This is a genomic window from Coraliomargarita parva (assembly GCF_027257905.1).
In the GTDB taxonomy this organism is placed as follows: Bacteria; Verrucomicrobiota; Verrucomicrobiia; order Opitutales; family Coraliomargaritaceae; genus Coraliomargarita_A; species Coraliomargarita_A parva.
Map to the genome: position 1 here is coordinate 154,472 of NZ_JAPZEI010000002.1, position 25,858 is coordinate 180,329.

The window sequence follows — 25,858 nt, forward strand, 5'->3', positions numbered from 1 at the left end:
TATTTCTAAGCTCTTCGGAGCACGTTCTATACTTTGCTTGGGAGCCTTCTTCGGGCTTCAGTTAGCGAATGCAGCATCCTTGTCGACATGGACCTTCAATAGTAACAATCGCGCTGCCGAAGGGGTTTACGATAACATGACCGCGAGCATCTTTGACAAAGCTGGAACCTTTTCGGGCTCTCTGGCTATCACCTCAAATAGCACGGTGCGTGGCGTGGGAGATACGGGCTATCTGCAGACATGGCAGGCAGACGATATTTATGCGAGTGAGGCGGATGCTCTAACAAACAACACATACTTCACGTTTACATTAACACCGGATGAGAACTACGAGATCAATCTCAGTGAGATCAGCTTTTATGCTTGGGTGAATACGGCAGGTCCATTCGATGGCGGGAACTACAACTTCTTTCTACGTAGTAGTGTAACGGGAACCGCGACCTTGGGGACTTATACCAATAATGTGGCCGTTGCCAGCAGCACGGTGCCGACCACTGGCAATCAGTATACTATTGCGCTGAGTGATCAATTGAGCCTCCAAGGGGTGTCCGAGGCGGTTACATTCACCATCGGTGTTTATGCTGATACGAAGCCGACCGCCGGTTACATGCGAATGGATCAAATCGAAGTCGGAGGCACAGTCAGTGCGGTTCCTGAGCCTGCCTCATGGACACTCTCTGCTTCCTTGTTTGCGTTGTTCGTTTGTGTGGTGCGTCGGCGTAAACGCTAGCATTTGGCTGCGTGGGTCTGTTCCTGCGACCTGCTTCAGTCGAAGTTAGATTGATCCATTAGAGCGGTCTGGTTTAATCCCGGACCGCTTTTTTGTTATGGGCAGATCGCTATCTTGGTGCTTTCGGACAAATTGACCACATCTTCGACACTGGGACCATTGACGCATGGTCTCTGACTAAGGTATCCTTGGAGCAGACAGGGGTAGGACGCTTGCGTCCTTGTTAAAAGAACCTGCCATCTGTTTTCTCGCTCAATAAACCTTACCCAGTGATGCCCCAATCAATCGATATCGCTTTAAACGCGATGGTTTTAGGCGCTGTCACAATCACTTTTCTCTGAAATTTATCTCTCCTTTTTATGAACAGTTCTGCTAGCAAAGATCGCGTCAACATGAGTGCCGATGATGTTCTAAACATCATCCATAATGATCCCACTTCGATTGTCGGTGAGGCTTACCTGAAGCGTTGGAGTCCGGAGCTTCAGGCTCAGATCGACGCCTCCATCGAAGCGAATCGAAAAGTTGATGCGCATGTCGATCTGAGCGGGTTGCCAGCGGGCACTTCAGTCGAGGTGGAGCAATTGGATCATGCATTCCGTTTTGGCGCTCACATTTTCAATTTCAATCAACTCGGAAGTCGTGAGTGTAATGATCGATACAAGGATTTATATGGCACATTCTTCAATTCGGCGACGATTGCTTTCTACTGGCGTAAGTTCGAACCGGAAGAGGGTAAGCCTCGTTTCAGTGGCAAATTTGAAGACAGTGAAGCGTATTGGAATGCTGTCCAGGATCCGAAGTCCCAACCGCATTGGCGTCGACCTGCCACGGATCCTGTCGTTGAGTTTTGTGAAGCGAAGAAAATTCACATGCATGGTCACACTCTGGTCTGGGGGAGTGCCACTTGGAATAATCCACTTTGGATTCGTGAAAAATTGCCGCTTCGCTTCCGCGACTTGGTCGAGGAAAAGAATGGAATTATACCGATCAAGGCTCCGCTCTTTGACGAGCTTTCCGATGAGCAGCTCGAACAGTTGATGCCCGAGTTTGCTCTCGAGCTGAATACGCTGATGTCGCGCCGCATTTATGAGATTGGTCTGCGATATAAAGGACGATTGGGGAGTTGGGATGTCGTCAATGAAAGTTCTGGCGACTTCAGGGACGACCAAATGGTACCCGCGTCTGGTATCTGCAAGAGCCTATATGGTTTGATGCCCGGGGACTACACTTTCCGCGGATTCAAGCTGGCGGAAAGTGTCTTCCCTGACTCGGTCAAACTGAATATCAATGACAATAATATGCGTCCCACTTATCGGGACCAGATCGAGTCATTGAAATCGCGTGGCTGCAAAATTGATGCGGTTGGGGCGCAAATGCACTTGTTTGACCCGAAGGTTTGTCAGGCGATAGCCGATGGTGAGAGTGATCAGCAATCACCGGATCAAGTTTATGAAGAACTCAATCGCTTGGCGGAAACGAATCGACCACTGCATCTAAGTGAAATTACGATTACTTCGCCGGACTACAGTGTCTCCGGGCAAATGGTGCAGGCGATTCTGGCTAGAAACTTGTATCGTCTCTGGTTCAGTCTCCCATCAATGTCTGCGGTCACCTGGTGGAATGTGGTGGATGACTGCGGCGCTCCGGGCGAGCCCTCGCTCTCCGGTCTCTTCTTCCGCGACATGACGCCGAAGGCTGCGTTTCACGCCCTCAACGATTTGATCCATAACGAATGGAAGACGAAGCTGACTACTGAGGTATCCGAAGGCGGCTGTATTGACTTTCGAGGATTCCCGGGACGTTACCGCATCAAATGGACCGATGCTCAGGGTGTCGAGCAAAGCTCAGAGGTTTTGGTCCAGGGCTAAGGTGCTTTCGGCAATCTGCCATATAAACGCATATGATGACTACGACGATTGATTTTGATAGAACTCCCTCGGCATTGGATGCCCCGGAAATTATTGAAAATCCGGGACCTGAATTTCAGCCGGATCAACGCCCCTTTCAGGGAATTCCGACGATTGAGCGTAGTCCCAATGGAAAACTTTGGGCAGCTTGGTATGCGGGCGGCGACTGGGAGTCCTGGCAGAATTATGTGGTGGTTGTGACCAGTGAGGATGATGGTGTCACATGGTCGGAGCCGCGTTGGGTGGTCGCTCCCGGTGGCACGGTGCGTGCCTTTGATCCCTGTTTGTGGGTCGACCCTCAAAACCGTCTCTGGCTGTTTTGGGCGCAATCCATGTCTGCGAGAATACCGGCAAATCTTTATATGGACGGCCGCTTTGGCGTATGGGCCATGGTTTGCGAGAATCATGAGGCGGAACAACCGACTTGGGGGCAACCGCGCTACATCGGCGATGGTATCATGATGAATAAGCCGACCGTTCTTCAGTCCGGTGCATGGCTCTTGCCGATTTCGATTTGGATGAAACTCAAGGAAGGCGAGGGTCATGTGCCTCCGTTGTATCATGATATGGGCGAGCGGATCGGTGCTTATGCAGTTGTCAGCCATGATGATGGGGAAAGCTTCGAATATCTGGGGAAGTCCGATCAGCATGAGAAACCCAGTTTTGATGAGCACATGTTTGTCGAACGTCGTGACGGATCGATCTGGATGCTGATCCGCACTGATGGCGGGATGTGGGAAACTGTTTCCAGGGATCAGGGGCGCACATGGGAGAAAGGAAATATATCTCCAGTGCCCGGGGAAAGCACGCGTTTCTATATCCGTCGTCTGAAATCGGGTAAGCTGTTGTTGGTTCGCAATGATGTCCCCGAGGGGCAAAAGCCAAATCGTTCGCACCTAACGGCATATCTGTCGGATGACGATGGATACACCTGGAAAGGTGGCTTGTTGCTGGATGAGCGGTCCCGGGTCTCCTATCCGGATGGCACGCAAGCGGAGGATGGCAGCATCTATGTGACCTATGACTATAACCGCACGAAGGAGCGGGAAATTCTCATGGCGAAGTTTACCGAAGCGGATGTCTTGGCTGGCAAAATTGTTTCCAACCAAGCGCGTTTAAAAGTTCTGATCAATCAGGCGTCAGGACCCGGTAGCGAACGATAGGACTATTTTCTCAGCCAAGTGGCTTGCTTTGCGAGATCCTGCTTAGTGGGCAATCGCATGTTGCGCTGGATTTCATTCTGGAACGGACCAGGCTACTGGGTGTAGAATTCGGTTGAGCGCCTGAGTGATTGAGGCGGCTACACATTCCAATCTCTGAGATACTAGATTAACTCAATCAGCGAGCGATCCGTAAGTAAGAGCGGCGAGTTGCAGATTGGTAGGTTTTTGAAGACGCGGACGCCTTCGGCTTCGGGGTCCGGGTCCATCCAAGTCTCTGCGCAGGTGCGTTTATCGAAAGTGCAACTCACTTCAAAGACTTCCTGGGTGATTGGATCAATCAGAACAGGATTGTCGAGTTTGAGCCCATCTTCGATCCAGTAAGTGAGCTCCATTTGCAGGATTTCGGGATCGACTTCGACGGATTCGGGTATCCACCAAGCTAAGACAGGAATATCGCCGCAGACAAAGTTGGCTTGCCAGGTTGCAACCTTTGTATTGCGGGGGTCTTCGGCGTCGCTCATCACACTGATGTGCGATGAGCTGCGTCCTTGAGCTGGCTCCATAGGGTCAGCGAGTAGGGTCGCAAGGGACTGTAGGGCGTAGTAGGCTGGCTTTGGTGAGCCGTCTTCCAGTCGCACGATGCCATAGTGGAAGGTCTGTTTGAAGGCCGCATAGTGGGCAAAGTCGGCCATGTGGAAGTAGCTGCACATCTTGGTGTCGTTGTGCAGTTCGAGTAGAAAGCGGCGGAGTAGCATGCGGGCTTGGATGGCTTCGCTGAACTTCATACGGGACAGGGCGCCGACGCCGACTGCTTTTGGGGGCACGTAGGATTGGAAACCGGATTCGCCCTGCCAGTATTCTAGCTTTGGATTGTATTTTTTCAGCACATGCTGGAAAGCTGGGAATTCCTGTGAGGAGTGTCGCTCTGGAATCGATTTGTATCCGTGGTAGGTGACGATGTCGATGAGTTCGCCCAGTCCGGCCCTCATACAGTCTTCAAGAAATTTAATGCTCCACGGAGTCATGCCCCAAGCGATCGCTCCACCAATTAGTTTGGCATCGGGCTGAATCTTTCGGAGTGGTTCCGCTGTCATGCGCACGAGATCGACATACTCGGCTGCCTTTGGACCACGCTTCCAAAAGGAAGTAAGGTCCGGTTCGTTCCAGACTTCGTAGTGGTCCACTCGGTCCTTGAAGTGTTCGAAAAGGGCCGCTGCGTATTGTTGCCATGCGTCTCGCTCTTCTTTTGAATCGAGCGGAGGGAAGCCCACGCCGGTATCCCCTGCACCTTCCGTGTAGAGTTGGTTCCCGTAACTCAAGCTGAGCCATGGGGTGACGCCGCGCTCGATGAGTTTGCCAACGACTTCGTCGAGCCAAGCAAAATCATAGACCCCTTTTTCTTTTTCAGTTTTGGTCCATCCGGTTTGGACACGGGCCCACTTGACTCCGAGATCGTTGAGGACCGGCCAGGCTTGGTTCGTGTCCCACATGTCGCGGTCGAGGGTTTCAAAGCCGACTCCAATGCGTGAAGACTGAATCTCAGTGCTTTGCTTAGGCTTGAACTTGCCTAGTTTTTTAAGGCCTTTGTATTCAGCCGGGAGGATGGGGGTTCTGGGAATGCTCATGATTGACACTATGCCAGACTTACGGAAATCTTAGCTGAGTTCACGTTTAGTTACTTAAGCTAGGTGCGCGAAAACTTAATAGATGTGGGTGTAGCTGCTGAGGGGCTCGCCTGAGTATCTAATCATTATTCGGAAAAAAAACTGTCGAGGAAGGCGATGATCTGGTTCTCCAGTTTGTAGTGCAGGTCCGGCTCGGCTTGCCCGTTGCGCCAGATGTTGTGTCCTCTCTCTCTGCGGCCTTCATAAAGAAAAGCCTGTAGGTTGGCTCCTGATTGGTTCCAGATGTCGATGATGCGATAGGCTTGTTGTATGTCGACGACGCCGTCCTGTTGGCAATGAAGCACGAGGAGCGGGGGGAGCTTTTCCTTGGCTGCCGCTATGACGGTAGGGGAGGCTGCGTGGAAGATGGCTTCTTTGTTGGGATCTCCCTTGGCGAAGCCGGAAAAGTTCATCAGTCCTTCGACTTCAGGGGCATTCAGCTCGGTTGGGCCCGATATATCGATGATGCCGGCAATTTTATCATCGGGTAGTTTCAAGCCGGTGACGAGAGCGAGGTGACCGCCAGCAGAAAGTCCGCCGACGACAATTTGGCTGTGATCCAACGCTTCCATCGCCGGGTGTCCGGCTTCGAGGAGAAAGTTGGCTGCGGCCATGCAGTCTTCTTCGCAGGCCGGGTAAGGGGCTTCGGGGAGTAGACGATAGCTGATGTTGAAAACAGCATAGCCTTGTTCTGCGATGAAGGCAGCGACCTGTTGCACACGCTGACGCGTCATGGATTTCCAAGCTCCGCCATGGATGAGCAGGACGGTTTTGGGCTTCTCTACATCCTTGGGGATGAAGAGGTCGCCGTAGCCTTTTACACCGGCGATTTCACTGTATTGGATGTCCCGGATGATGTTCAGGTTGTCAGTGCTCGCTGTGGTCATTGGGTTTTGTGTGTCGGCGTTTAGGTTTGTTTGGAGAATCCCGAGCAGGATGCTGACGGCCAAGCTTAAGTGCTTCAAGGGGTGTATCTGTTGCATTATTTCCCTATTTTTATGTAGTTAAGCTTTGAGCTCCTTAAGGTCGATCCAAGCATGCAGTCGTCCGGGATCGTATGATTGACTGAGTTCAAGGTCGGCTTTGGCTCCGACTGCATCGCCGAGAGCTTGTTTCGCTTTACTTGTGAGATATTTGAATTGAGCGGTGCGGGCTTCTTCGGGCTGATCCACATAGGAGATGAAGAAAGGCGTAGTGCTGAAGAAGCCGGCGCTACTATCCTTGAGCGCCTGATTCCATTTGCGGAGGCAGTCGCGGAGAATGCGTTCCGCACGGGCGAACTGTCCGAGTGCCTGCAGGGCGCGGGCCTGGTAGACCGGTAATTCGGGCAGATGCATGTTGGAGAAGTATTCGATTTCCAGCTTCAAAATGTGCTGGTAAAGCGGGCGGGCTTCCTCCGGACGTTTCAGGGCATCGAGGCAGTTTGCTTCGAATAATTGGTGCGGCACCAGCCAAGTTTCGCTCCAGAGGCCGGCTTCCAAGCTCTGTGGCAGGTGCTGGGCGTCACGAAAGTGTTGGAGCGCGGCTTCGTAGTTGCCTTTGGTAAACTCCATGCGCCCAAGCAGGTGATGCGCGAACATGTATTGTTCGACTACAGCGTGCTCGCCGCCTTCGCAGGGGACGAAGTGGTAAGCGTTGAGGAGCTCCAGTGCCGCTTGCGGATTGGCTGCCTGGTTGTAGGCACGCGCCCATTCGAGGATGAGGTCGTCCCGAATGGTTGCGCTGGGATCGCTGTGAGAATTCAGGAAGTCGAGGCGTTCGGCTGGTGAAACCCCGAGCTTAGTCATCACATAGCCAATTTCGTAAACGAGTTGCTCGTCGTCGGGAGTAATCTCCAGCGCTTTCTGTAACAGTGGAAGCACATCCGACTTTTTATCGAGGTGACTGTAGTAGGCGACGGCTAGGTTTCGCAGTGTTGGGGCGAAGTCCGGAGTTAGTTGCAGGCTTTCTTCCCAAAGGGAGGCGGCTTCGGCGTATCGGAATTTATCATACAGCAGGCAGCCGAGGTAGTATTGGGCCTTTGCCGTTTTGTCCGGACTGTTGTCGATGACTTGCTCCAATGCCATCAGTTCTTCCAGACGGAAGGGGTAGGTGTGCGGATTGCAGACCGCTTCACCGCAGGCGATGGCTTTGTCTGCTTTTGTCTGATCGCCTTGCGCCAGATATAGGCTGGCGAGGGTATAGTGCACCATGGGATCGGCGGAGGCGGGCAATTGTTCCAATAGCTTGTGGGCTTCTTCGTTGAAGCCGGCTCCAGTCAACTCAAATGCCAGATCGAGTGCCGTTTGTGATTTTGACGTCTTCAGGCTTTTGATGAATTCCGGGATGCTGCCGTCTTCGGACAGCACGCGAAGGTAGCGAACTGTCAAGTGGAGTGGGTCGTTTTTCAGTGCTGTCGCGATACGCAGGTCGGCACTGGCTTTATGGCCGGTCTTGAGCTCTGCAAGGATCGCGAGTGAGATCGCTAGTGGGTTGTCTGCCGCGTGGGCGAGTGCATTCTCGCTGTGTGTCAGCATGTCTTCATACTCGCCACGGATTCCATCGATGCTGGCGATCTGACTCATGGCTTTCGAAATCATCGCTTCATTCCAGCTTGATTTGTAGAAGGCATCATAGGCTGCATCGATATCACCCTGTGCTTTGAGCACGAGACCGAGTGCGTAGAAGACTTCCCCGCAGCGTGGGTTGCCATTATGACGGGTGAGCACCTTTAGTGCGTGTTCCAGACGCTCCCGCGCTTCGGTGAAACGGCCCTGTTTGTAATACAGGATACCGAGGTCAATCAAGGCGGGGGCATAGTCGGGGGCGCGCAGCAAGGCGGCTTCCCAGTAAACCTGAGGCAAGTCCTTGGGGCTGCGGTATTGATCGACATGCGTGCCTGCCAGGTGGAGTTCCTGTGCGCTGTGGAAATGCGCAGGACCCGGAATGTCGACCCATGGTGCGGGGATTTCTTCGGCCTTCTTCGGTTCGGTCTGGTATTTGGCGATTCGTTTTCCTTCGGAATCGACGATTTCGATAGAGATGGCTGCTGGGTTGATCGCGCACTCGATCGGCAGCACGATGGCAGCGGCGGGTGAGAGGTCGATCGTCGTGTTGAGAACGTCTTGCTGGTCGGAGCGTAGGCGGACTGTGGCACCTTTGAACGTGCGGGTCGTGAGAATCGACAGTTTCGATCCATCCTTGTTCAGGCTCAAGGCACACTCGGTGTTGGCGTAGGTGGGAGCGCCGATCTTATGGATCGGATACCAGAACTGGGAGAACTTTTTGGTTTCGTAAGCTTCCAGCCAAGCGAAGTTCGGTTGATTATCCGTATAGCTGCCGGCCATGAGCTCGGCATATTCCCCGTCGGTGTCGGTTAGGGCACGCTCCCATGTTTTGGATAGCTGATTGTAGGCCCAGGTGAAGAGCTTCTTGCCGGGCGAGATGTGGTGGTTCGCCACATGGACGACGCCGCATTCTTTGCCATGGTCATAGCCGCCGAAGAAATCGTATTTCGATGCGGCGGAGAAGTAAGAGGTCGGGCTCTTGGTGTTGGCGTGTTGCTGGATATCGATGTCTTCGCCGAGGCGGATACCATTGTAGGTGCCCGAGTTGATCGGCCAGGTGCCGACTGAGCGGTGGTAGTGGAAATTCACGTAGGACACATCGGTGGGGAAGAAGATCTGGTATTGCTCGTTGACCGGGACGGCGGCGTTTTCCCACCAAAGGAAGGAACGTGTGACCGGTGTGCGGTTGCTGACTTGCACGCGGGTTTCAAAGATAGCTTCGCCGGGGCGCAGGCGAATTCCGACCATTCCTTTCATGCGTTCAATCGGGTCGTGCTCCGAGAGCCAGACAGTGACTGAACCATCCGCCTCATGTTCGATTTCATAATCGACCGGCATGAAAGTGGAGGGCCTGTGGTGGTAGGGCCAGTTGAACTCGACGCCACCGGAGATCCAGTTGCCGAGCGCTCCGATGAGGGCCGGTTTGATCACGCTTTGCTTGTAGAAGAAATCATAGCCGGTGGTCTTGTCTTTAGCCGAGAAAATGCGTCCACCGAGTTCAGGAAGGATTTCGATGGCAAGGTATTCGTTTTCCAGACGGATCATCTCGTAGTCACGGTCCGCTTTGGGCTCGCGCAGCGTCTTGAGCACGACCCGGTTTGGGTAGGGGCGGCCGCTGGTGCGTTGGTGCACGCGGTTTTCGGCGAACATGGGGAGGTTTTCGGCTTCCGCCTCCGGGTAGCTGGGGATTGTGACGGTATCGATTTTGACTTGAACTGTGCTCATTTTAGACAGATCGCAGAAGTTTAACTTGTATATACAGGAATGTCTTGCCTGTTCATTTAGATTGAGCATTTATGTATTATTATATCAAATATAAAGCAGTTCTAGGTTTGAATATCTTGTATATACAGGACAGTGAATAAATGGCAGATAGCATTCCATCGAAACGGTTGAAGGTAATCGAAGCTCTGAGTCGTGAGCTCGAGAAGCCGAAGTATGCCGATGGGCTGGCGCTTCCGAGTGAAGGTGCTCTGCAGCAACGCCTCGGAGTGAGTCGGGGGACCATTCGTCAAGCGCTGGCCGAACTGGAGCAGCATGACCTGATCTACAGGATCAAGGGCAAGGGAACTTTTGTGCGTCCCAAGGAGGAGGCGCGCCCCAAACCTGTGGTGTTTCTGATCCGCGAGCCTTGGAAGGTGAGTCACTTTCACAACGCAGAACTGCTGCGGGGCATGCAGATGGCGGCGACTGCAGCCGGTGCGTCTGTTCTAGTGAATAGTCAGACTCCCGGGGAATGGACCGTCGAATTTTGCAATTCCATTGCCGGAGTCGTTGTGCTGCCGCGCTTGTTGGTTGACAGTGATTTGCTCGTTTTACGACAACGCAGGGTTCCGTATTGCATGGCGATGGAGTCGGATTTGGAAGGTGCGACGATTGTAGATCACATCGAGGAGGCAGCCTACGAGTTGGCAAATGGCTTAATCGAACTTGGGCATCGACGCATTGCCTTGCTCAGTGGCCACTTTGAGCACTCGGACCGTTTTAAGAAACGGGGGATCGAGCGTGCTGCGAAAGAGGCGGGGATCGATTTCAGGACATGGCCGGATTACTGCACGAATTACGAGGCCGCGCTCGCTTACGAGATTGCGCAGGATATTATGGGGCAGCGCAATCGGCCCACTGCGATTATCGGCTTTGACAATGTATTGGCAGTGCAAGCGATTCGGGCGGCCAAGGATGCTGGGCTTCAGTTGCCGCAGGATCTGAGCGTTGTCGGCTTTGGTGGGCGCGACTTCAGCGATTTGATGGATCCGGCCTTGAGCACCGTCAATCTGCGAGGCGAGCTCGCGGGCAAGCTCGCCGTCGAATCCCTCTTGTCTTCAACTTGGACAGGGGATCGGCGTATTGAGGCTGGCTACGATCTGGTCTGGCGGGGAAGTAGTGGGGACTGTGCAGCCGAGTGATTTACTGCGTATTGGCTCGCTTAGCTGTTATCTTGATGCCTCGAGCGGTATTCAGAAGGGCTGCAACCAATCCGTTTTTTGAAAATTCGGGAAAAATAATAGGGGTTTTCCAAGCCGACCTGTTCGGCGATTTTGTGGACGGGTTGGTTGGTGAATGTGAGCAGTTCACGGGCGGCATCGAGTCGCTTTCGAATGAGATATTGGATTGGGGATTCTCCCACGTTTTGTTTGAATAAATGCCGTAGGTGGTCGGGGCTGATGTAAAGGCTTCCGGCGAGTTTTTCAAAATTAATGGTTTCGTTATAGCGGGTATCCAAAATTTCTCGTGTGCTCTGCACTTGCTTCGGAGTTGAAGTTTGGGGTGCACTGGCCGCGGGGGTTTGAATGCGAAGTAACTCTACGATTATCCAGCCGGCGATCAGGTCGATACGGGTTTGCTTGAGTGGGGATGTCGGGTGCTCCATTTCACATTTTAAGCGGAGCAGATCTTTCCCAATCTCAACCGGTATATTTTGCCAGAGTCCTGCCTTAAGCGTTTCGGCCATGCTGCCGGTTACGCCGAAGCAGATTTGCTCGCCGTCAACTGCGGGGGTATCCGCGTGCGGCATTCGGGCGTGACTGACTGAAAGTTCCCCGGGGTTATAGGCGAACTGCTTGTCCTGTAGCTCAAGTAAGCCATGCCCCTTTGTATAGTAAACCAGCTCTGTGCAGCTATGCTCGTGCAGTGGGCAGGGGTTTTTCGGGGAGACTGGGATTAGGGCTGCGAAAATGCAGGAAACTGTGGCCATATAAAATCTTTGAAATGTGCAAAACGATTCAGCCAATCTGTGTATTCACGGTTGCGGGAAGTTTATGTAGAGTATGGGCACTGTTTTATGAGCTATATCCAATTCTTTTAACCGCGAATACCTATGTCGACTTCGATCAATGCAATCGTCTTTACGGATATCAATCAAGTCTCCGTGCAAGCGCTCAGCCTGCCAGAGCTCGCTCCGGAAGAAATCCTGTGTGAAACGCTTTATACTTTCGTCTCCCCTGGCACAGAGCTTCGGGTGTTGGGCGGTAAATATTCCAAGCCTGAGGACTTTCCACTGGTTCCCGGCTATTCAGCTGTTGCCCGGGTGATGGAGGTCGGCGTTGAAGCCAAGGGCTTTCGAGTTGGGGATCTGGTCAGCGGGCGAAATCCGAAGCGCTTACCCGGTATCAATGCAATGTGGGGTGGGCAGGCTAGCCAACATGTCTATGCTTGTTCGGGGGAAGATCGACCAGTTCTCTTGCCGAAAGATATCGATCCACTTGATTATGTCGTAGCCGAAGTTGCGTCGATCAGTCACAGGGGTGTTGAGGCGGCCCGTCCATCACCTGAAGAGACGGCTGTTGTGGTCGGGCAGGGGATGATCGGTTCCTTTTCTGCCGCTTGGTTGATGGAGCGTGGTTGTCGTGTGATTGTTTGCGATGTCAACGAGGCTCGTCTGGCTCAGGCTCGTGAACGTGGTGTCTTCGAAGCTGTCAACATGAAGGATGATGACGCGATGCAGCGTTTGGGTTTTCTGTTGAATGGTGGTGCGGATATCGTGGTTGAGTCGTCGGGCACGACTCCGGGGATTGAGGCTGCTTTTAAACTCCTTCGTAAAAAGCCTCAGGCCTATGGGGCGGACTACAAGGTCGAGCCGATCGGTTTTTATGGGGGCGATTGGCCGCGCTTGGTGGTTCAGGCCAACTATTTACGGGATATTGCTATGAACCCATTTAGTTTTTTTTCGGGGGAGGGTGTGACTGTGCTGACTCCGAGCGACCGTGGAGTTGAGGATCGGCAGAAGGTGGTCGAGGCCATCCGTTCCGGGCGTTTTGTTGGGAAAGATTATGTAGACCTCGTTCTTCCTTATACGGAAGCCGCTGACGGCTATGTGAAACTGCAAACGCAGGCGGTGTCGTCCGTTGCCTTTAGCTGGATATAAATAATAAACTTCAACCAAAAGATTTTCTATGAAGACAATTCGATCTGCAATTATCGGACTTGGCTCCTCTTCGGCGGGGAAAGGCGGCGCTCATTCGATTTCATATTGCCACGGATGGGCGCAGTCTGCGACCCCAGGCTTCGAGTTGGTGGGCGCTTGTAGTCGACAGCAACAAAATGTGAACGATTTTATCGCCGAGTTCCCTTCGTGCGCCGGTTATCAGGATTACCGAAAAATGCTTGAGGAGCTTCAGCCGGATCTGGTGGTAATCTGTGCCTTTGCGACCAGCCGTGAAGCGATGTTGATGGCCGCTTTGGATAATTGTGCCAAGGCTGTCTGGATCGAGAAGCCATTGGCGCTCGATTTATCCACGGCAAAACGAATGATGGATGTTGCAAAGGCGAAAAAGGTGCGTTTGTTTGTCAGTCATCAGCGTCGCTACGGTCTGCCCTTTGAGTGGTTCCGGGATGCTGGTGCAAAAGTGGGGCAAGTTCTGGGCGTTGATATTGTTCAGCCTATGCCTAACTTGTTGGATTTTGGTCCACATTTAGTGGATGCTGCCTTGTATGCTTTGGGGCGTGAGGTTCAGCTGCGTTCAGTTTTTGGTGCGGTAGATTGGTCGGATGTGGGTGAATGGCATGGGGTTCGGACGGAACGGCAACTCTTGGGCACCGCGCATATGACTGATGGCTCCCGTATTTGTATTGAGGCGGGTGGCGATCACCCTAGCCGTTTCCCGATTCTTCGTCTGAACGGGAGTTTGGGCTTTGCGGAGCTTCATCTATCGCCTGCGGAGGATGCGAGCAGTGTTTTTCGCGCCAGATTGTCGGGAGAATCCAGTATCCGAAGTCCGGAGACGAGTGAGCACTTCCATCACAGTGAGGATGGGGCGCTTTATATGAAGCGTGCCGCAGCTGATGTGTATCGTGCGATGACCGAAGGGATGGCGACTCGTATCGATGTTGGGGAAGCCTATCGTGGTTTGCAAATCATAGCCGGGGTATATGAGTCTGCGCAATGTGGGCGGCGACTGCAGGTTGAAGAACTCGGTCTTAACTGATGTTGTGGGATTGCTGCAGCGGTTGGACTGTGGCGGATTGGAGATCTATCGTAGCTCCGGGCCTGTCCACATCGGGAAGGTGACGGGTGTGGCGTTCTTTTCGATCTTGTCCACCTTAACAGTCATCGTGATGTCACCGATCTTGGATGTGGTCCACTCGCCGGTGCTTTGCCCGTAGAGCTTCCAGCTTTGGATTGTTTTGCTGGCTTTGATTGCCTTGGCGGCATCTTCGGACTGAACGATGCCTTTGATGTGGAGCATGCGGATTCCGTAATGCGTGCCGCTGTAAATCGCTGCAACGATCTCAAGCACGCTCTGTCCTTCTTCGTTCGTGGAAACACTTTGCACGACGAAGGGGAGTCCTTCGAGGGTGAATGGAGTGTTTAGTTGCTCGGTTAGCTTTGTCTCGTAGTACTCTGCTGCATCCAGATTCGTGCTGACTTCATCGAGGCGGATCATGTAGTGCCGGTAGGCTTTCAGAAGATCCGCCATTTCTTTTTTGCCAGCGAACTGGTCGCTTGGTTTTGGGCTGCCTTCGGCCTTCCAAGCTTCGACTCGTTCGATGAAGCCGGGAATGATCCAGGTTGCATCCCGCTGCACGGTGCCGTGATCGCGGCCTGGTTGCTGATGATATTCGGTGAAGGCGTGTCCGGTATTTTCCAGGCTAATTGCCATAAGGGCATTTTCCTCTACCCGGCATTTAAATTCGATGTCGGGATCGCCGACGATTAGGCAGATCGGGGGCAAATCTTTGGCGACATAATGTAACGGTGCGTATTCATCGACCACTGGCCGGTATTGTGGGCCGGTATCACCGAGGAGCTTCTTCACGTTGAAGTGAGTGCTGACTTGCCCGCTGACAGGGATGACACCCGCGAGTTCATTGAGTGTGTGTTCATATTCTGCGAGCCATTTAGGATCCATGCCGATCATGGCAGCCAAGTAGCCACCTGCGGAGTGCCCACTCACATAGACTCGGTTCGGATCGCCGCCGTATTCTTCAATGTGATCGAGCACCCATGCGGTCGCTGCTGCCGCGTCCTGGTGGCACGCGGGAATGGGAGCTTGGCCGGTGAGTCGATAGGTCACTGCGACTTGGGCGAAGCGTTTATCTTTGACCGGAGAGAAGCAGGGGGTGCCGCCGGCAAGTCCTCCGCCATGAAACCAGATGATGGTGGCAAAGCCGGGGTCGCCTTCAGGCACATAAAGGTCGAGTTGGCACTGTGTGCGCCGGATGTCGTCAGCCGGCAACTCCAGATCGCTTGGGCGGTAGTTGATTCCTGTTTGTGTGGGAGTCAGTCCATGCACCTGTGCGGTGCATAGGATTAGAGCCGTCCAGATGAGAAGGCCTAAGGAGTATTGTGGCTTTATTATCATGCTCATCGTGAAGTTTTAGAAGTGTGCGGGTCGCTTTGAGTCTAGCGTAATTCCGGTCCGGCCCACATCGGGAAGGTGACGGGCATGGCGTTCTTCTCGATTTTGGTGACTTTGACGGTCATGGTGATGTCTCCCAGTTTGGAACTCGTCCATTCGCCGGTGCTTTCACCATAGAGCTTCCAACTCTGGATCAACTCGCTGGCTTTGATCTCCTGGGCGGCTGCTTCGTTTTGAACGATAGCTTGAATGTGAAGCATGCGTATCCCGTAATGCGTGCCGCTGTAGATGGCGGCGACGATATTGAGGACAGTTTGCCCATCTTGGTTGGTGGAAATGCTCTGCACAACAAAGGGAAGTCCTTCGATTGAGAATGGCTCGTTCAATTTGTCTGTTAGTATTGTTTCGTATTTCTTGGATGCGCCCAGATTCGTGCTTACCTCATCCAGACGAATCATATAGCGGCGGTAGGCTTCAAGAACGTCGGCCATTTCCTTATTGCCGGTTAGCTTTGTGGCTGGGGTGAGACTGCCTTCGGCTTTCCAAGCTTCAACCCGATCGATAAAGTTTGGGATGATGGTTCTGGCATCAGTCTGCACGGTGCCGTGGTCACGGCCGGGGCACTGGTGAAATTCGATAAAAGGATGTCCTATGTTTTTGAGGCTGACTGCAAGAAGCGCATTCTCTTCCACCCGGCTTTTGAATTCGATGGCAGGATCGCCTGCGATCAGGCAGATCGGTGGCAGGTCAGCCTTGGCATAGTGTAACGGAGCGTATTCATCCACCACCACCCGATATTGATGGCCTTTGTCTCCGAGAAGCTTTTTGACATTGAAGTGGGTGCTGACTTGTCCACTCACCGGGATGACACCCGCAAGGTCATTGGGTGTGTGTCCATACTCGGCGAGCCATTTTGAGTCCATCCCGATCATTGCTGCCAGGTAGCCGCCTGCGGAGTGGCCACTCACATAGACTCGTTTGGGATCGCCACCATACTGTTCAATGTTGTCCAAAACCCAGGCTGTGGCTGCGGCCGCATCTTCAATGCATGCCGGAATTGGTGCCTGACCGGTCAAGCGATAGGTCACGGCGACTTGGGCAAATTGTTTGTCCCAAATAGGAGAAAAACAAGGTGTGCCCCCGACGAGGCCACCACCATGAAGCCAGATAATGGTCGCGAAGCCAGCATTGTCATCCGGGACGAAGAGGTCCAACTGGCATTGAGTGCGCCGAATGTCGTCGGCCGGTAGTTCCAGGTCGCCGGGACGATAGTTGATCCCTGTGTGAGTCGGATTCAGGCCATATGCTTGTGTGATCGCGAGTAAGAAGGTGACGCACAGCGCCGCGAAATATGTTCTTCTTTGAGGCATGCCGGTATCTTCAAGGTAATTGCTTGGACAATGCAAGCATTTGTAAAGACATTAAAGACTTATCCTTGTGCCTTGACAATAAGTTTGACATTCCATTACCAAAGACACTAAAGAGTTGGTGGAGGATGTTAATTGTATGGGCGTCCCAAAATGCCTCCATTTGGAGTTGTTTGTCTGCGTTCAAAGTTTCTTTAAGCACTCAATTAACAATCTGCTCGAACCGACATCGCTTGGGTGTCGAATACCCCGAACCCCACTTCGAATAATGATGAAAAAGCATACCCCCTATGTCTTGGGACTCCTGTTCCTGTGTTCTGTCTCTTACTTGTTTTCGGCGACTGATCTTGCACCGATGAGTTGGAATCTGCGCTCCGACTGGATTGATGCGACGGATCCGAACTATGGAGGGGTCGGTGACGGTGTGACTGATGACACGGCTGCGATTCAGGCAGCCTTGGATGATGTGAAAAATGCCGCGTGGACGGGGCATCTATCAGTTTTGTACCTGCCTGCGGGTAACTACCGAATTACAGATACTCTGGAATGGAGTGGCTATGGTATGATGTTAATTGGGGATGGCCGTGATACTGTCATCCAATGGGATGGCGCTGCCGGTGGGACGATGCTGCATACTCTAGGAGCGACCCGCACGCGCTTCATCGGGATTGTTTGGCAGGGTAGTCCGGATGGTACTGCCACACACAGTAACCGTGCTGCCTATGGGATTGATCATCATCCCACGCTGAGGTACGAGAGCCGGACCCGCCATGAGAATGAAGCCTTCTATAACTTCACAACTGCCGGGATTCGTGGTTTTGGAGGCGGTGGGAGCAATGGAGATGATCCGACTGCTGAAACGATGATTTGGAATTGTCGTTTTAAGAACTGTGAGACCGGTATTATTGTCGGCAGCGATGCCTACAATAACTATCAATGGATCATTGAAGGGTGCCATTTCGAAGATTGTGGGACGGGTATATATGGGGGAAAAGGCAAGAGCGTCATTTTTGACTGCCGTTTTGAGAATTCCTCGGTCGTGGATATCAGTACATCAGCCGGGATCGCTCAGCGGGTTCGCCGTTGTGTCTCGGTGGGCTCCAACCATTTCTTTAAGGTTATTTTCGGTTCCGCCAGCGGCAGTCAAATTATTGAAGACTGTCATATCGATGCATGGACGAACACTAGCTATGCGGTCAATTTTTCCGCGCAAGGCCCTATGCAGGTTACGGATTGTGTCTTTACCAATCCTCCCAGCACAAATGCTCCGATTAAAATGAGCAACAGTTATAACCCCAGTCGCTTAACCGTTGGGGGAAACTACTGCGCAGAAATCAGCACGCTGACCGATACACCAGTCAACTGCCAAGTCGTGGAATTGCCACTGGGCGCGCGCGGGAGCAATCTGCCTTCGAGCGAGGTTGAATTCTTGAAGGACACCTGGCCGGCTGACAGTGCTAATATCCTGGATATTACACAACCGCCCTACAATGCAGCGAAGAACGATAAGACCGTGGACTCAAGTGCGGCGATTCAAGATGCGATCGATGATGCAATTGCTGCGAATAATGGCACGATCGTCTACATACCCAGGGGCTATTATCGCATTGATTCAAGCTTAAGTCTGACTGGGGGGAATTACACGATTGAGGGGAGCGGATGGCTCAGCCGTTTGTTGTGGTATGGCACCGCCGGCGATTCCATTCTGGAACTGGTTTCGCCTCAGGATATCGAGCTGAGGCAGTTCAATCTCATGCAAACGAGTGGGGATGCGAATGCGAGCCCGGCCGTGCCTGCGGATATGACGACGGTCGCCATTGAAGTTTCCGGTTCGGATACGACGAACCTCGTCATCGACGGCGTCTATAACAAACTCTTTCCATATAATAATCCCGGCGCCGCTCCCGCGAGTGATGGCACCTTACCCGGCACGGTTCTGAAAGACCTTCCCTCCAGTGCGTTGATCTATTTCGGGCATCAGGAGACCGCCTTGGATGTTCGCGATTCCGGTCGAGCCACTATTTTGTCGAAGTATGGTCTCGGGGGCCAAGTGCGGGTCAGTGGTAGCAATTATGCCAAGACCGGCTTCTTGGGGGTGATCGCCAGTCAAGCTGGCAATCTCGTGGATCCATCCGGCTGGGATGTCAGTGTGGATGATAATCAGGATCTGATCTTCGGGGACTGGTATGTCGAGCAGGCTTACAATCATGTTCAACTCTCCCGAGGATCCGGAACCGGGCCTGGCCGTGTATCGTTTTCCGGGATCAAACAGCATTGCTATTCAAAGGAAGTGGTGAATGCCGATAATTACGAGGGTACTTTATTTTACACCGGGCAGGCATTTTCAGGGGCCACGATTCAACATCCGATCACCCAGACCGGGACGAATCCTTTGGATCTCATTTTGGCGGACTGCTCATGGACCTATACGACGCCAGTATTTTCGATGGGAACGGGGGGCAGTCTGATACAGATCGGCAATATCTATAAAGATGCATCAGGTGCCTACAGCTATCCCGCCGATGTGTTGCCGAGCGGTTGGGAGCAGTCGACTGCCGAGGGCTTTGATCACTTCCGCGAACTTGCCTGGTATGATCTGGTGCTTCGGCATGGTGTCGGGAATTTCCTCCTGAATGACTCTGTGGAACTCGACGAAGTGAATCCGAACCCAACGACAGCACTGGGGTATGAGCCGGAAAACTGGAATGTCGGTGGCGCGGCTCTGGGGGCAGGCTCTGCCCGCAATGTTACTGTGGATGATGAGGGCTCGCCATTTGCCGCCGGGGAGAAAAGCATCCTTTTCACGGATACCACGACACTGACGGGAACACGCCTGTCGCTCTCTCAATATTACGGGCCACTGGGGCTCAGTGCGGAGGATGCCGCAGTACTCAAATTTGACTTTCGTTTGAATGGTTCTGCGCAGGATAACGATGTTTGGCTGCGAAGTTTTGCCGGGAGTTCGGCCGGTGCTTCGCTGCACTTCGTCAGCAATGGAAGCAGTGCTTCCGTGTCGGCCTCTGGAATGACCACACAAGCACTTTCCCTGGACACCTGGTATCATGTTGAAATTGTGCTGGATGCGCCTTCGGCGGGTGCGGCGACGGCAATACTTTACCTGACTGAGTGGACGGCTTCCGGTCCGGGCAGCACGGCCCAGTTGAGCTTGAATAGTTTTGGAGCCCCTCAGAGCTCCGCCTATAGCTTCTTCCTCGTTAACCAGGTGAAAGCGGGGGATTCAACCAGTATACATTTTGACAATGTCGAATTTTTTATAGGGGATCCGATTCTTTAGCCTCTGCAGTGCTCAAGAGCAACATGACTAAACTCAGGGGGGTGTGGGGAGTCGAAGGTCGAAACAGCTTGCTGAAGCTAAAATGCAAGTCCCGACTGTCCCGTGTGCTTACCCAATCATATCTGTTACAAGTGTGATGCTGTGTCGCCGGGGTTAATCGCTTTAGATTTCTGCTAGTAGGCCCCGGAGTTGGCTGCAGATGAACCCCGCACATCAAACTCCGGGGCTTTTTTATAAATTCAAGTTGACCATTTGCTAGTAAAGACACTAAAGAGTTGAATTCAGTATGCGTTCGTATGCTAATCGCAGTTCTGTATCACACTCTAAGGTCTCACTGTCATCTTACTCCGTCCGCACACGATTTTCAGGGCGATAGTCTTTGAACCGACTTTCTGCGTCATATCACTATGAAATACCTCTCAATTCAGCTTTTAGCGCTCCTTTCATTTTGCCTTCTAACCCCATCGATTGCTATGGAATCCAATCTCGCCCGTCCTTACGGGGATACGCCTTCACGTCCACATGATAGTCGTCTGGTCTTTTGGTCAGCGCAGAGTGATGATTTGCTCTTCCCGGCAGATACTGAGGAAATCGTTTTTCAGTGTCGGGCTGGTCTGCGAGCGGTATCCTTGGATTGGGACCTCTGCCGTAACCGCTTCCGCAGTTCATTTCAGCAAGGGCGTGCCGAAGCAATTCCGGGGAACCGCTTTGTCATTCGTATTCCGACAGGGGCGCTCAAGCCCGGATTTTATGATATTCACGTGAGCTTGGATTCGGGCAAGGAGGAGCGCATTCCCGGTATCTGCACTTTCGGCTATGCGGTGGATCGCATGCCGATTACGGATACGCGTCCTGATGACTTTATGGAGTTTTGGAAACGTGGATTGGAGGCTTTGAAGCAAGTGCCCTTGAATCCGCAGCTTGGTGAGGTGCAGGTTTTTGAAGGCGACGAGATCGACCGCTACAATTTAGAGGAGGCAGCTCTGCCAGGGGATTACGATCCTGAAGGGCACCGTGCCGAAACGGTTGAATCCCGTAAGCTGACTTTCGATGGCATCGGCGGAAAGCGGATTCACGGCTGGCTGGCCAAGCCGGAAGGTGAGGGGCCTTTTCCTGCTATGTTGGTACTGCCCGGTGCGGGTTTTGACGCCCGCCCGCGACCGCTCGAGCATGCGCGGCATGGTTATCTCGCTTTGGATATTCAGATTCACGGCCAGGATGTTGATCTGGAGGAATATCCGCGTTTGCCCGGCTACTATGATGAACGGATTTATGAGCCGGTGGAGGATTACTATTTTTATGATGTTTATTTAAATGTCGTGCAGGCGATTAACTATCTCGCTTCACGTCCTGATGTGGACACGAGTCGCATCGTTGTCGTGGGGGGAAGCCAAGGCGGGCGCTTGTCACTGGTGGCTGCCGCGCTGGATAAGCGGGTAGTGGCTGCGGTTCCGGCCATCCCGCACAGTGGTGATGTCGCTTATTTGAAGTGGTATGAGTCCGCGAATGATCGAAAGCTCGCTTACAGTGGTGCTCGTGACGGAATGGACAGAGATGGGCCTCCTGTTTTGCAGGATACACCGGAGGGACGCTGCTTGCCGTATTTTGATCCGGTCAATTTTGCGCCCGAGATCGAATGTCCGGTGTTCATGAATGGTGGATTGATTGACCCGGTATCCTATGTGTCGGGAGTCTGGGCAGTCTATGAGCGATTGGGATCTAAAGATAAAACCATGATCCCGCTTCCGGGGCTGGGGCATGACTGGACGCCCGAATTCGACCGTCTCGCCTGGCGTTGGTTGGATCATCAATTGTCCGAATAAGCGCAATGTCACTTTCGCTGAATTAATAACTCCTGATTTTCTTACCTCAAAATAATACCCACTTATGATACAACGCCCGTTTGTCACTTTCTTTGGCTGTGCCGCTGTCGGCCTGCTGCCTTTTCTTACTGGATGCACTCCTGAACTCGACTCACACATTGAAGCTCGGCTTGAGTCGAAAGAACTTCGAGGCTACGGCGAAGTCGCCGGACAACAGGAGACCAACCTTTACGGCTCGGTCTTTAAAATTACTGCGGATAGCGTCGAGCACGCTCAATTGACCCAGAGTAAATACTTGTCCGATTTACAGGTCTTGCCGGGAGTGTCGAGTTCGACCTTGGCAGTGGGCTCTACGGATGTGACGGCCTATCAAGTCGACGGGCAAGGTTATATCGCTGCCTTACAAAAGGGGAGCGAGGTTTGGATTTTCAGTTCCGATACGAAGGAAGCGCTTGCATCGAATATTGATGGCATGGCCGGCAAAGTAGCGAATTGGAATTCGGTCGCGCAAGCTGAGGTGCCCATGTGGCTGAACCGCTGGGACAAGTTTGGCTTCCGGCACTACTACCGTGCATGGGCCTTGCCGAATGATTCGGATCCTCAGGAATACGATTATGCCAAAGAGTTTGCGTTCGCTGAAAAAAATGAACGCAATGGCTTTGTTTTCTGGGAGAGCTTGAATCCGATCGATACGGCAGAAGGTCTGACCAATAGCGCATATATTCAATATGCGCGTGACGCGGCCCGTGAAAAGCGGCTTCCGGTTGGCGTCAATATCATGGTCGGCGGGCGCGGGAATGGCTGGCTATTCAACCCTTACCGGGAAAGCACGCAGATGCCCATGCCGCACTACAGCGGTAGCTTTAAAAAGCCAGCGGATAACTATTTGGGGAAGCAAGGGTTCACTTCATGGAATGCCTTTGACTTCAATGATGTGCAGCTCGGATTGCTACAAAACGTCATCAAGGACTACATCGCGAACGATCCGAATGTGACCACGATTCTCGAGCCTCATGGAGAACTTCGACACGGGGAACAGGATATTTTTGTTGAGTTCGGTCCTGCTGCGGATGCCGGCTTCCGTCAATACTTGGGAGAGAAGTATGGTGACATCGACTCTGTAAATGATCGATGGGGGACTCATTACGGTTCATTCGAGGAAGTGCACGTGCCGGAGGTGGCTTCCTTTTTGGGGTGGGGTGACGATGCACTCGACCTCGCCGGTACCTGGAAGGTCAATTACGAGCCCTTGCCCGAAGGTGTCCGTTTAGGCTATGGGGACAACACGCGGATCTATTCCAAGGTTGTTAAAACCCTCGGTGCCCCGAAGGCGTGGTTTGCTGAGGACTTTGATGATTCCTCATGGTTGGAGTTTGAGGCGCCGGCTACCGACGATATTTTGTTTATCCAGCAACGGCCAGCTGTCATTCGTCAGACGATCGATGTCCCCGCGAATTGGTTAGCGGATAAAAAACAAGTGTGGCTCTATGTCTGGGATTTGAATCGTGGTGCGGGCGACTTGGCGAAAGCTTATTTGAATGGGGAGTTTGTTGGTGAGGATACCTTAGTGCACCCGCGTCCGCACTGGATGGCATTGGAGGTGAGCGATGCGATTCGTGCCGGGGAAAACCAACTGAGCTTACGCCTTCCGAAGGCGATGATTGCCTATCGTATCTATTTATCGCCGGCTGCACCCAGCTACTATCCGAATCTTGGGAAAGGGCAGAACGCACTCTGGGTCGACTTTGTCGATTGGAATGAATGGTCGCGTGTTGAAACGGCGCGACGCTCGATGGATATGATTCGTCAGGTCGCACCGAATCGACCGATCACCCTGATGGCGCCGGATGGCTATGCCAGTTCGATTGTGGATTTGGCCCGCGACTATGGGGGGAATTTTCATAATACGGGTTACATGGGTGCCTTTTATGCGGATTACTTACCGTCGATGATGCGGGGTGCTGGCTTGCCCTTCAGTCTGGAGCCCGGAGGGCCCGCAAAGGATCTGGAAGGCTTTAAGAAGCATTTGGGGCTCTATACCTCCGAGGGCTTACAGGGGGTCGATTACTTCATCCATATCGGCAGTATCATGTGGCCGGATGATATCCGAGAATTCTTTGAGACGAAGCTCAAGCTCTTCAAGTTGTTTGGTAAATACCACGGAGTGAAAACCGATGTGGCTGCCTTTATCTCTTCACGAAATAATGCCTATACGAGTTACCCATGGCCGAAGGATTACAATAAGAACTTAAAATCCGGCTACTGGATGTGGAACCCGCTCTCCTATCTTCGTGGGCTCTATGCCGGGGACGGGCTTTCCGAATCCTCTTTTGATGCGGGCGATGCGAAGAAATATAAAGTGATTCTGGATTCGAACACCTCGATCATGGATGAGTCCATGCTGGAGGACATCGAGCGCTACGTGCTCGAGGGGGGCGTGTATGTGACTGGCCCCCAGACGGGGCGTCATAGCCCGACGGAGCCGGACACTTGGCCGATTTCACGACTGACCGGATTCAAGGTGACGTATATCGACCAATTGGATGAGCAGCGTGGGCATGCTCTGACCTCGCGTAAGGTGCACCCTGCAGAGGGGCAAGATGTTTACAGTGGTGATTGGACTTACGCGAATGGCAACGGACTGACTCTTGAGCCCGTGGCTGAAGATGTGGTGCCCTTGTTGCTCTGGGAAGACGGCAGTATCGCAGTTGGTATGCGCCCATTAGGAAAGGGCTGGATTATTCAGCTGGGCGCGAAGTTTGTGACGACAAAATACAATGACCGTTTGGACCATCGAACCAATGTGGAGGACCCCAAAGTGCGTGCGACACGTGCGCTCTATTCGCAAATTCTGGAATGGCAGAAGGTGCCGCAAGTCGATGTGGCCTGGGAACCGAAAAATGAACTGGTGCGTGCACGTCACTATGAAACGAATAACGGATTATATGACGTTTGGACGGTATGGAATCCGAGTGATTCCGATACCATTGAAGGGAGCCTTCGGATCAAGAGTGTGGGCGCTGACTCGGCCTATCGGGTCGTGGATGGGCAGCAGGTTGCCCTCGTTGATGGTCGGATTGAACTGGAGTTGGCACCTTACGAGACGCAGGTCTTTTTGACTCCTCGTCATCAGCTACCAACCGCGGCGCTGAAATGGTTCGAACTGCAGCGAAGCTGGTGGCGTTCGACCGTGGAAATTTCCGATACCAACTACCAGGATTTGGGACAACTGAAATTCAATATCGTCGACCTTCAGGACGACTGGGCTTTCCTCCCACTGGATGAGGGAGTTTCGGTCGAGCCGATGGTTCAGCCTGGGTTTGATGATGCTTCATGGACGCGTAAGAAATTCGATGTCTGGAGTCTTCAGCCTGGCTATGAATCCGTTAAGCATGCGCTCTTGCGCAAGACCTTCACCGTCCCGGAAGATTGGGTGAACGGTGAGATCGAGTTGTGGGCGCATGCCTGGTATCAGTCGACCTTCGTTGGGGATGCCCGCCTGTGGCTGGACGGGAAACTGTTCCAGGACTGGACATCGAATGGCATTGCGGCGGCCAATCCTTTTGGCTCACTCAAGCCCGGAAGCAGGCATACGCTGGCTGTCGAGATAAAGAGCGATAGCAAGGTGGCGGGAATTCGTGGTTCGGTTTGGATCCGTTACAACCCGGCTCCATTGGACACGATTGATCTTTCGGGGGAGTGGGAGTTGAGTCCTGATACCATGGCCCTGGACAAAATGATCAAGCTTCCCGGCAAATATGCGGGTATGAGCCTTTGGCGTGAAGTGGAGGTGCCGCTTGCCTTTGACGGGAAGCGTGTGCTCTTCTCAATGCAGCGGACCGGTTCGCTCATGGGCATTATGATCAACGGCCAATGGTTGCGACGCTTTCATCACCAAATCGGCTATGAGATCGAATTGGACATCACGCCTTGGATTCGTTTTGGCGAAAGCAACCGTATCGAGGCAGTTTCCATGAATGGTCCGACCCATGGTGAAGTGAAGTCGGTTCAGCTGCGGATTGAAGAGCCTGTGGCCCACGGGAAATAGGTGTCGGTTCGTCTTAT

The 25,858-nt window shown here is 52.9% G+C and carries 15 protein-coding genes; 9 read left to right on the top strand and 6 right to left on the bottom strand.

Annotated elements, in window-relative coordinates; all coding sequences use genetic code 11:
- The first annotated feature begins 136 nt into the window (after positions 1-136).
- The 3 genes from O2597_RS03050 (at position 137) to O2597_RS03060 (ending at position 3,800) form a co-directional block, all read left to right on the top strand.
- Positions 137-730 carry a hypothetical protein gene (locus tag O2597_RS03050; RefSeq protein WP_269522714.1) on the top strand — a complete coding sequence of 198 codons (594 nt, stop codon included), beginning with the start codon at positions 137-139 and terminating at the stop codon, positions 728-730.
- A 359-nt stretch (positions 731-1,089) separates the two neighbouring features.
- The gene (locus tag O2597_RS03055; RefSeq protein WP_269522715.1) at positions 1,090-2,598 is read left to right on the top strand and encodes an endo-1,4-beta-xylanase; all 1,509 of its coding nucleotides are present in this window, start codon (positions 1,090-1,092) and stop codon (positions 2,596-2,598) included.
- A gap of 32 nt (positions 2,599-2,630) precedes the next feature.
- The gene (locus tag O2597_RS03060) at positions 2,631-3,800 is read left to right on the top strand and encodes a sialidase family protein (RefSeq protein ID WP_269522716.1); all 1,170 of its coding nucleotides are present in this window, start codon (positions 2,631-2,633) and stop codon (positions 3,798-3,800) included.
- A 161-nt stretch (positions 3,801-3,961) separates the two neighbouring features.
- On the opposite strand, the gene O2597_RS03065 is transcribed toward O2597_RS03060, so the two are convergent.
- The 3 genes from O2597_RS03065 to O2597_RS03075 all read right to left on the bottom strand — a co-directional run bounded on the left by O2597_RS03065 (position 3,962) and on the right by O2597_RS03075 (position 9,735).
- Positions 3,962-5,425, bottom strand: coding sequence for a GH39 family glycosyl hydrolase (locus O2597_RS03065; protein WP_269522717.1), 1,464 nt, complete (start codon positions 5,423-5,425; stop codon positions 3,962-3,964).
- A gap of 125 nt (positions 5,426-5,550) precedes the next feature.
- Positions 5,551-6,447, bottom strand: coding sequence for an alpha/beta hydrolase (locus O2597_RS03070; RefSeq protein WP_269522718.1), 897 nt, complete (start codon positions 6,445-6,447; stop codon positions 5,551-5,553).
- Between the two features lie 21 nt (positions 6,448-6,468).
- On the bottom strand, positions 6,469-9,735 hold the full coding sequence (locus O2597_RS03075; RefSeq protein WP_269522719.1) for a DUF5107 domain-containing protein: 3,267 nt from the start codon (positions 9,733-9,735) through the stop codon (positions 6,469-6,471).
- A gap of 140 nt (positions 9,736-9,875) precedes the next feature.
- On the opposite strand from O2597_RS03075, the gene O2597_RS03080 reads away from it, so the two are divergent.
- Positions 9,876-10,916 (top strand): substrate-binding domain-containing protein, encoded by a 1,041-nt coding sequence (locus O2597_RS03080; protein ID WP_269522720.1) that lies wholly within the window; start codon positions 9,876-9,878, stop codon positions 10,914-10,916.
- Between the two features lie 20 nt (positions 10,917-10,936).
- Here the strand turns inward: O2597_RS03080 and O2597_RS03085 are convergent, their stop codons facing one another.
- Entirely contained in the window at positions 10,937-11,704 is a 768-nt protein-coding gene (locus tag O2597_RS03085; protein WP_269522721.1) for an AraC family transcriptional regulator, read from the bottom strand.
- A 123-nt stretch (positions 11,705-11,827) separates the two neighbouring features.
- On the opposite strand from O2597_RS03085, the gene O2597_RS03090 reads away from it, so the two are divergent.
- Together O2597_RS03090 and O2597_RS03095 are read left to right on the top strand one after the other, a co-directional pair.
- On the top strand, positions 11,828-12,874 hold the full coding sequence (locus O2597_RS03090; RefSeq protein ID WP_269522722.1) for a zinc-binding dehydrogenase: 1,047 nt from the start codon (positions 11,828-11,830) through the stop codon (positions 12,872-12,874).
- Between the two features lie 28 nt (positions 12,875-12,902).
- Positions 12,903-13,934, top strand: coding sequence for a Gfo/Idh/MocA family protein (locus O2597_RS03095; RefSeq protein WP_269522723.1), 1,032 nt, complete (start codon positions 12,903-12,905; stop codon positions 13,932-13,934).
- Between the two features lie 45 nt (positions 13,935-13,979).
- Here O2597_RS03095 and O2597_RS03100 read toward each other — a convergent pair whose 3' ends face one another.
- Together O2597_RS03100 and O2597_RS03105 are read right to left on the bottom strand one after the other, a co-directional pair.
- Positions 13,980-15,311 (bottom strand): alpha/beta hydrolase, encoded by a 1,332-nt coding sequence (locus tag O2597_RS03100; RefSeq protein WP_269522724.1) that lies wholly within the window; start codon positions 15,309-15,311, stop codon positions 13,980-13,982.
- A 41-nt stretch (positions 15,312-15,352) separates the two neighbouring features.
- On the bottom strand, positions 15,353-16,678 hold the full coding sequence (locus tag O2597_RS03105; RefSeq protein WP_269522725.1) for an alpha/beta hydrolase: 1,326 nt from the start codon (positions 16,676-16,678) through the stop codon (positions 15,353-15,355).
- A 265-nt stretch (positions 16,679-16,943) separates the two neighbouring features.
- Here O2597_RS03105 and O2597_RS03110 point away from each other — a divergent pair, with 265 nt between their 5' ends.
- The 3 genes from O2597_RS03110 (at position 16,944) to O2597_RS03120 (ending at position 25,841) form a co-directional block, all read left to right on the top strand.
- Positions 16,944-19,970, top strand: a complete 3,027-nt coding sequence (locus O2597_RS03110; protein WP_269522726.1) for a glycosyl hydrolase family 28-related protein — start codon at positions 16,944-16,946, stop codon at positions 19,968-19,970.
- Positions 19,971-20,443: 473 nt separating this feature from the next.
- A complete protein-coding gene (locus tag O2597_RS03115) occupies positions 20,444-21,793 on the top strand; it encodes an acetylxylan esterase (RefSeq protein WP_269522727.1) in 1,350 nt (449 codons plus the stop codon).
- 64 nt (positions 21,794-21,857) lie between these two features.
- Positions 21,858-25,841 carry a beta-galactosidase gene (locus tag O2597_RS03120; RefSeq protein ID WP_269522728.1) on the top strand — a complete coding sequence of 1,328 codons (3,984 nt, stop codon included), beginning with the start codon at positions 21,858-21,860 and terminating at the stop codon, positions 25,839-25,841.
- Positions 25,842-25,858 lie beyond the last annotated feature (17 nt).

Bases quoted from the DNA above. Each gene is read 5' to 3' on its own strand.
- O2597_RS03090 (WP_269522722.1), top strand. From the start codon at position 11,828: ATGTCGACTTCGATCAATGCAATCGTCTTTACGGATATCAATCAAGTC.
- O2597_RS03080 (WP_269522720.1), top strand. From the start codon at position 9,876: ATGGCAGATAGCATTCCATCGAAACGGTTGAAGGTAATCGAAGCTCTG.
- O2597_RS03095 (WP_269522723.1), top strand. From the start codon at position 12,903: ATGAAGACAATTCGATCTGCAATTATCGGACTTGGCTCCTCTTCGGCG.
- O2597_RS03105 (WP_269522725.1), bottom strand. From the start codon at position 16,678: ATGCCTCAAAGAAGAACATATTTCGCGGCGCTGTGCGTCACCTTCTTA.
- O2597_RS03110 (WP_269522726.1), top strand. From the start codon at position 16,944: ATGATGAAAAAGCATACCCCCTATGTCTTGGGACTCCTGTTCCTGTGT.
- O2597_RS03075 (WP_269522719.1), bottom strand. From the start codon at position 9,735: ATGAGCACAGTTCAAGTCAAAATCGATACCGTCACAATCCCCAGCTAC.
- O2597_RS03120 (WP_269522728.1), top strand. From the start codon at position 21,858: ATGATACAACGCCCGTTTGTCACTTTCTTTGGCTGTGCCGCTGTCGGC.
- O2597_RS03100 (WP_269522724.1), bottom strand. From the start codon at position 15,311: ATGATAATAAAGCCACAATACTCCTTAGGCCTTCTCATCTGGACGGCT.
- O2597_RS03050 (WP_269522714.1), top strand. From the start codon at position 137: ATGACCGCGAGCATCTTTGACAAAGCTGGAACCTTTTCGGGCTCTCTG.
- O2597_RS03060 (WP_269522716.1), top strand. From the start codon at position 2,631: ATGATGACTACGACGATTGATTTTGATAGAACTCCCTCGGCATTGGAT.
- O2597_RS03055 (WP_269522715.1), top strand. From the start codon at position 1,090: ATGAACAGTTCTGCTAGCAAAGATCGCGTCAACATGAGTGCCGATGAT.
- O2597_RS03085 (WP_269522721.1), bottom strand. From the start codon at position 11,704: ATGGCCACAGTTTCCTGCATTTTCGCAGCCCTAATCCCAGTCTCCCCG.
- O2597_RS03065 (WP_269522717.1), bottom strand. From the start codon at position 5,425: ATGAGCATTCCCAGAACCCCCATCCTCCCGGCTGAATACAAAGGCCTT.
- O2597_RS03115 (WP_269522727.1), top strand. From the start codon at position 20,444: ATGGAATCCAATCTCGCCCGTCCTTACGGGGATACGCCTTCACGTCCA.
- O2597_RS03070 (WP_269522718.1), bottom strand. From the start codon at position 6,447: ATGCAACAGATACACCCCTTGAAGCACTTAAGCTTGGCCGTCAGCATC.